At 62.9% G+C, this 5,993-nt stretch carries 6 protein-coding genes; 2 read left to right on the top strand and 4 right to left on the bottom strand.

Features of this window, described 5'->3' with window-relative positions; all coding sequences use genetic code 11:
- A partial coding sequence (locus ABF821_RS19435; protein WP_415531271.1) for a hypothetical protein occupies positions 1–250 on the bottom strand: 250 nt, incomplete at its 3' end.
- Between the two features lie 261 nt (positions 251–511).
- Positions 512–1,747: an acyl-CoA dehydrogenase family protein gene (locus ABF821_RS19430; protein WP_415531270.1), complete on the bottom strand. Its 1,236-nt coding sequence runs from the start codon at positions 1,745–1,747 to the stop codon at positions 512–514.
- Positions 1,748–1,977: 230 nt separating this feature from the next.
- Between ABF821_RS19430 and add the strand changes: the two genes are divergently transcribed.
- Both add and ABF821_RS19420 read left to right on the top strand, forming a co-directional pair.
- The gene (gene add / locus ABF821_RS19425; RefSeq protein ID WP_415531269.1) at positions 1,978–3,009 is read left to right on the top strand and encodes an adenosine deaminase; all 1,032 of its coding nucleotides are present in this window, start codon (positions 1,978–1,980) and stop codon (positions 3,007–3,009) included.
- A gap of 56 nt (positions 3,010–3,065) precedes the next feature.
- Positions 3,066–3,986, top strand: a complete 921-nt coding sequence (locus ABF821_RS19420) for a delta(1)-pyrroline-2-carboxylate reductase family protein (RefSeq protein WP_415531268.1) — start codon at positions 3,066–3,068, stop codon at positions 3,984–3,986.
- Here the strand turns inward: ABF821_RS19420 and ABF821_RS19415 are convergent.
- Both ABF821_RS19415 and ABF821_RS19410 read right to left on the bottom strand, forming a co-directional pair.
- Positions 3,983–5,410: a cryptochrome/photolyase family protein gene (locus ABF821_RS19415; RefSeq protein ID WP_415531272.1), complete on the bottom strand. Its 1,428-nt coding sequence runs from the start codon at positions 5,408–5,410 to the stop codon at positions 3,983–3,985. The genes ABF821_RS19420 and ABF821_RS19415 overlap by 4 nt on opposite strands.
- Before the next feature lie 76 nt (positions 5,411–5,486).
- Positions 5,487–5,705, bottom strand: coding sequence for a hypothetical protein (locus tag ABF821_RS19410; protein WP_415531267.1), 219 nt, complete (start codon positions 5,703–5,705; stop codon positions 5,487–5,489).
- Positions 5,706–5,993: the final 288 nt, after the last annotated feature.

Here is a 5,993-nt window from a genome sequence, read left to right as displayed (position 1 = left end):
CACCCAGCCCGCCCGCATCGACCCGGCTGGGCAGCGCCATCAGGCCGGAAGCACTGAAATCGGCAATATCATCGAACGGAAAATCGGCATCCCGATCATGCGCGGCGGCCCGGCCGGCGAAGAGAACGCGCAACGCCGCCGCCCGAGCCAGAATCTCGTCCAGGCCCGCGCCATCGGCAAATTCTCCATTCCTCCCACGGGAGACGAGGACGCGAGATGTTGGGATCGAAATCATGAGGCTGTCCGTCACACCCGTTCCACGCGATCGGATAAACAACGACCACAAGAGTTTGAATTAAATTCAACAATCACGGCGTAACGTACATAAATTATTTAATCAATACGTAACGTTTAATTTTCCGCAAAAAATGCGGAATCCTGATTTATATCACAAATTAATTAGTGATTTATCTCCAGCAGATGCGGGCCGGGCCGTGGCTTGCCGGCCTGCAAAAGCTGAAAGCACGCAGACCGACCGCCCCATCCGCGCGCATGATTCTGGGCGTGTCTCTTATGCCGTTACCCTGCCGGCCGCCGCGTTCTGGCGCTTCAGCCCTTCGAAATAGGGCGTCCAAAGCCGGGTGCCATTCAATGCAAGATCTCCAAGCTCTCTCTGACGCTGCGCCGCGGGATTATGCGATGCCAGAACACGGGCGTTGCGCCAGTGCCGGTCGTAGCGCCGCGTCTCGCTGGTGGCGGACGCGCCACCGACCTCGAAGAGCAGCGTTGCCGCCTCCAGCGTCTGCTCCACGATGATCTGCTGGGCCTTGAACGCGATTTCCTGTGCCGTCTCGATTGCTGGATGACGCGTCTCGCCCTTCTCCCAGAACGGTTCGGCCGCCGCCAGTGCATCAGAAACCGTATCGACCAGTGCCGCCGTCGAGAATGCGAGGGTCGACAGCCGTCCCACCACGCCCTGCACGACCGGATCGTCCCGCTGGATCACCTTGCCCGGCACACCGAAGAGCCGGGTCCGGGGCCGGACGAACTCCAGCGCGTCCCGCAGCACGGCCTGCGCGATGCCGGCAAGCGCGGTATTATGGAATTGCTGGTAATACGCGCCCAGATAATCGGGAGCCGGCAATTCCGTCAGCGGAGTCTGGTCCAGGATATGGGCCGCAGGAACCGCCACGTGGTCGAAGATCGTGGTTCCGCTGCCCGTCAGACGCTGACCGAACCCGTCCCAGTCATCGACCCGCGTGACGCCGGGGCTGTCGGCCCGTACGGCGGCATGAACGCGAGCGGTGTCGTTGATCGCCCACACCACGATCCAGTCCGCATAGAGCGTCCCGGTGGAATAATATTTCGTCCCGTCCAGTACCCAGCCTTCCGACGTTTCACGCAGGGTCGTCTTGACCGCCGTCTCAGCGCTCCGTTCAGCCATTGCCGCACCGAACAGCGCGCCGTCATTGATGACGTCGAACCAGCCACCCGATGCCCCCGGTTTCTGCCTCCGCCCCTCGACGAAGGCGAAATGCGCACGCACGATCTGCGGGATATTGGAATCCGCCGCCGCCAGCGTGCGCAACAGCGCAAACGATTCCCGCAGCGACGCCCCCAGCCCACCGGCCTCGCCGGGCACGCGCAGCCGCCCGAAGCCGGCATCCAGCAAGGCCCTTACGGGTTCGCGCGCCAGTTCCCGATGTTGCTCCCGCTCTACCGCACCCGCCGCAATCTCGGCAAAAAGCGGGGCAAAGCGCGCTTCGAGCGACGGCGCGCGCACCGCCCCGGATGAGAATTGATCCATGTCGTAAATCACCATATGAAAGCGTTATTACGTGAATCGTAATTCACCAAGATCGTCATGTATAGCTTATTTTAATTTCACTATAATATTTAGTTAAAATAACTCCTGACCCGTCCCCACGGAAGAAACGAGTGGACTTATCGTTCCACCCTCCGAAAGAAAGAGGTGCCATCAGGCACGCGACAGGGCATCATCGGCGCGAACGATTCATCCCGCTGGAGCAAGACATCATGACCGGCTCGATCGCCGCCTTTATCGACGCGCTGCCCAAGGCGGAACTGCATGTGCATCTGGAAGGCACTCTGGAAGCGTCGCTCAAGATGGACCTGGCCCGGCGCAATGACCACCCGCTGAAGGAAAGCAGCGAAGAAGCCATCCGTGCCGGCTACACCTATCACGACCTCCTGTCCTTCCTGAACCTCTATTACGAAGGTGTCGAACTTCTTCTAACGGAGAAGGATTTTTACGATCTCTGCTATCAGTATCTGAAAAAATCCGCGTCCCAGAACGTCCTGTATACCGAGATGTTCTTCGATCCGCAGCTTCACACCCGCCGGGGCATCCCCTTCGCCACGGTCATTGCCGGCATCACCCGCGCCCGCAAGGCCGCCGAGCGCGACTTCGGCATCCGTTCGCAACTGATCATGTGCTTCGTGCGCGAAATGAGCGCGGAATCGGCCGATGAAACCTTCACCCAGGCCCTGCCTTACCTCGACGACATCGTCGGCGTCGGGCTCGATTCCTACGAAACCGGCAATCCCCCCGCAAAATTCGCCCAAGTCTTCGCCCGCGCCCGCGCTGCCGGCCTGCATCTGACCATGCATTGCGACCTGGACCAGGAAAACACCCACGAACATATCCGCCAGGCACTCGACGATCTCGCCAGCGAGCGGATCGACCACGGGCTGAACGTACTGGACCGCCCCGAACTGATCGCCCGCGCCCGCGAGCGCGATATCGTCTTCACCATCTGCCCGTCCCCCAACGACGTCATCCGGCCAGGCTGCGGCCGGCGCGACCTGCGCGGCATGCTGGATGCGGGATTGCGGATTACCATCAATTCCGACGATCCGGGTTATATGAACAGCGCCTACATGACCGAATGCCTGCGCAGCGCCCAGGAAACCGCCGACCTGACACGGGCGGAACTGCTGGCGATCAGCCGCAACGCCTTCGCATCGGCATGGATTTCCGACGCCGAACGCAGCCATTATCTCGAAGCGCTGGACCGTTTCGCCGCTCTCCAGGCCGAAGAAGCCTGATTGCCTGCATCGTTGCGGCGGGATATTTTCCCTCCGTAACGATGCAGAGGGCTCCAATGCAGATTTTCACCGCCGGGCAGACCGCCAGCCTTCTTCCCATCCCCGAACTGGTCGATACCCTGCAGGATGTCGTGCGCGATTATGCCGCCGGCAACATCCTGTCACCCGAACGGATGGTCGTCGACACGGCTGATGCCGGCGGCCACCTGCTTTGCATGCCGTCCATCGCCAACGACATCATGGCGACCAAGCTGATCACGATCTTTCACGGCAACAAGGCGCTGCCCGTCATCCAGGGGCAGGTGACATGCTGCGATGCGCGTGACGGCACCTTCCTGTTCACTCTCGACGGGCCGGAAACCACGGGCCGCCGCACCGCTGCGATGTCGATGCTGGCCATCCGCATGCTGCACCATAGCCCACCACGCCATGTCCTGATCATCGGCACCGGCACCCAGGCCAGGGGCCATGTCAACGCACTGCGAACCCTGTACCCCGAAGCCGTCATCAGCGTGCGCGGCCGCAAACCGCCTGGGGTGGTCGCCCTCTGCACCACGCTGGACCCGACAGGCCACCATGTCCGCCCTGAAACCCCCGGCGATGCCGAAGCCGCCGATATCGTCATCACCATCACCAGCAGCCACGAAATCGTCTATGACGCCGCCCCCCGTGCCGGGCGCCTGGTCATCGGCGTCGGCGCCTACCGTCCGGAAATGATCGAAATCGGTCCGAATCTGGTCCTGAACAGCCGGCTTTTCGTCGACGATCCGATCGGCGCGCCTTCCGAAGCCGGCGACCTGATCCAGGCCGGCGTGGACTGGCAGAACGTCTTTCCCCTGGCCACGGCGATCGACACCCCACCGCCCCCCGACATACCAGTCCTGTTCAAATCGGTCGGCTGCGCGGCGTGGGATCTGGCAGCCTGCCGCCTCGCCCGCCGCAGCCTGACGGAGCATGGCACCGCGGCCACACCCTAACCGCTGTTATCGCCGCCCCCTTCCGCCGTGCCGCGCAACGCGCGCCAGGCGGACAAGGCCCGCTCCCGCGCCGCCTCATGCACCACGATGGGCGCCGGATAGCCCGAGACGCCGCCCGCCAGCCACGGCGTGTGGATCTGCGCATCGGGCAGCCTGGCCAGTTCCGGCACCCATTCGCGGATATAGGCGCCGGACGCGTCGAATTTGCGGGACTGGATCAACGGATTCATCATCCGGAAGAAGGGCGCGGCCTCCACCCCGGTTCCGGCGACCCATTGCCAGTTCATGCCGTTGCTGGCCGGGTCGTAATCAACCAGCGTATGGGCGAACCAGCGCTCGCCCTCCCGCCAGTCGATCAGCAGATGTTTCACCAGGAACGACGCCACCACCATCCGGACGCGGTTGTGCATCCACCCCGTTCGCCATAACTGGCGCATCCCGGCATCCACCAGCGGATAGCCGGTCCGCCCGCGCTGCCATGCCCGCACGGCATCCGGATCTTTTCGCCACGGCATGGCGTCGAATTCAGGGCGCAGATTACGCGATGCCAGATCGGGCTGCGCAAACAGCACCGACCACGCGAATTCCCGCCAGCCCAGTTCGGCCATGAATTTTGCAAGCCCACCCGATGCCGGCTGCGCCGCAGCCGCCTGCCGCACCTGCGCGGGCGTGATATGGCCCCAGCGCAAAAAGGGCGAGAGGCCCGAGGTTGCCGGCCGCGCAGGGAAGTCCCGATCCCGCGCATAATCGTCCAGCGACCCGTCCAGAAACTGTGCCAGCGTCTCCTGCGCCGATGCCTCGTCAGGCTGCCACATGTCCGCCAGCCCGTCCGTCCAGCCGGTGGCGCTCATTTCCTGCCCGATCGCTCCGGCCTCGACCATCGGCGGCAAGCCGGACCGATCCGGCATGGCAAAGGCCATCTTCGCCGGCGCCGGAAGCGGCGGCCGTTCATGCCCCGCGTGGCAGGCCGCGCGCCAATACGCGCCGAAGACATGATAAGGTTGCCCTGCCCGGGTGCGGATCGTCCATGGTTCATGCAGCAGCGCGCCGGGAAAGCTCTGCACGGAGGTTCCTCCCCCCTTCAGCAGCGCCTTCAGCCGCGTATCCGCCTCCCGTCCATTGGGGTCATAGCGCCGGTTCCAGAACACCGCCCGCGCGCCGGTCGCCGCGACCAGCACCGGCAGAACCCGGATCGCCGGCCCGCGAAACACATGCAAAGCCCCGCCACCCTGCCGCAGATCGGCATCGAACAGGTCCAGCGCCCGCCCCAGCCACCAGCGCGCCGCGTCCTGCTTCACCGCCTCATCCAGAATGTGAACGCAGAATATGGGTGCCCCGGTCTTCACCGCCGCCGTCAACGCCGCATTATCCGCCTGGCGGAAATCCTGTCGAAACCAGACGATCACCGGGGAAGTCACAACGATCCGATCCTTTCGGGCCTGCGCACATGCCGGACGAACGCCAGTCCGGCCGGTCAGCCGCCCGATCAGATACCAGCCTCTACAGTGCTTTCAAACCTGTATCGATCTTTGCCAGAACCTCGTCCGTCATCACGCCACCCGAAAATTTCGCCAGCGTCTTCAATGACAGGCCCTTGGCCATCCCGATCTGCGGATGCTTGGAAAAGCCGGGAAGCACGCTCTCGACCACCCCTTTGGCCTGCTCGTCGGCCAGGATCTCACGCACGGTCGAGTTGATGGAAAACGACATTTCAGCCACCTTTCAGATGATATCGATCAGGATATGGTCCTGTTCTCTCTCGAAAAAAAGAGAACGGAAAATTTTTCGCACATTCAGGACACCCGATGCCGGCACAACGCGAAGCGCCCCAGCCAGCCACAACGGACATCACAATCGCAATTCATGGGTCCTATCCGTCAGCGTTCGGATCATCCCCGTTCAGCAAATGGCTTTCTTCCGCCAGAAGAGAGAGCGTCTCCCGATATTCCTGCTGCAACCGGGCAATCAATGCCGCGGCCGGCACCACGGCATCGACCGCCCCGATCC

The organism is Gluconacetobacter sp. (assembly GCF_047721585.1).
GTDB lineage: Bacteria > Pseudomonadota > Alphaproteobacteria > Acetobacterales > Acetobacteraceae > Gluconacetobacter > Gluconacetobacter dulcium.
The sequence above is the reverse complement of the archived record's forward strand: the minus strand, read 5'-3'. Positions and strand labels throughout refer to the sequence as shown.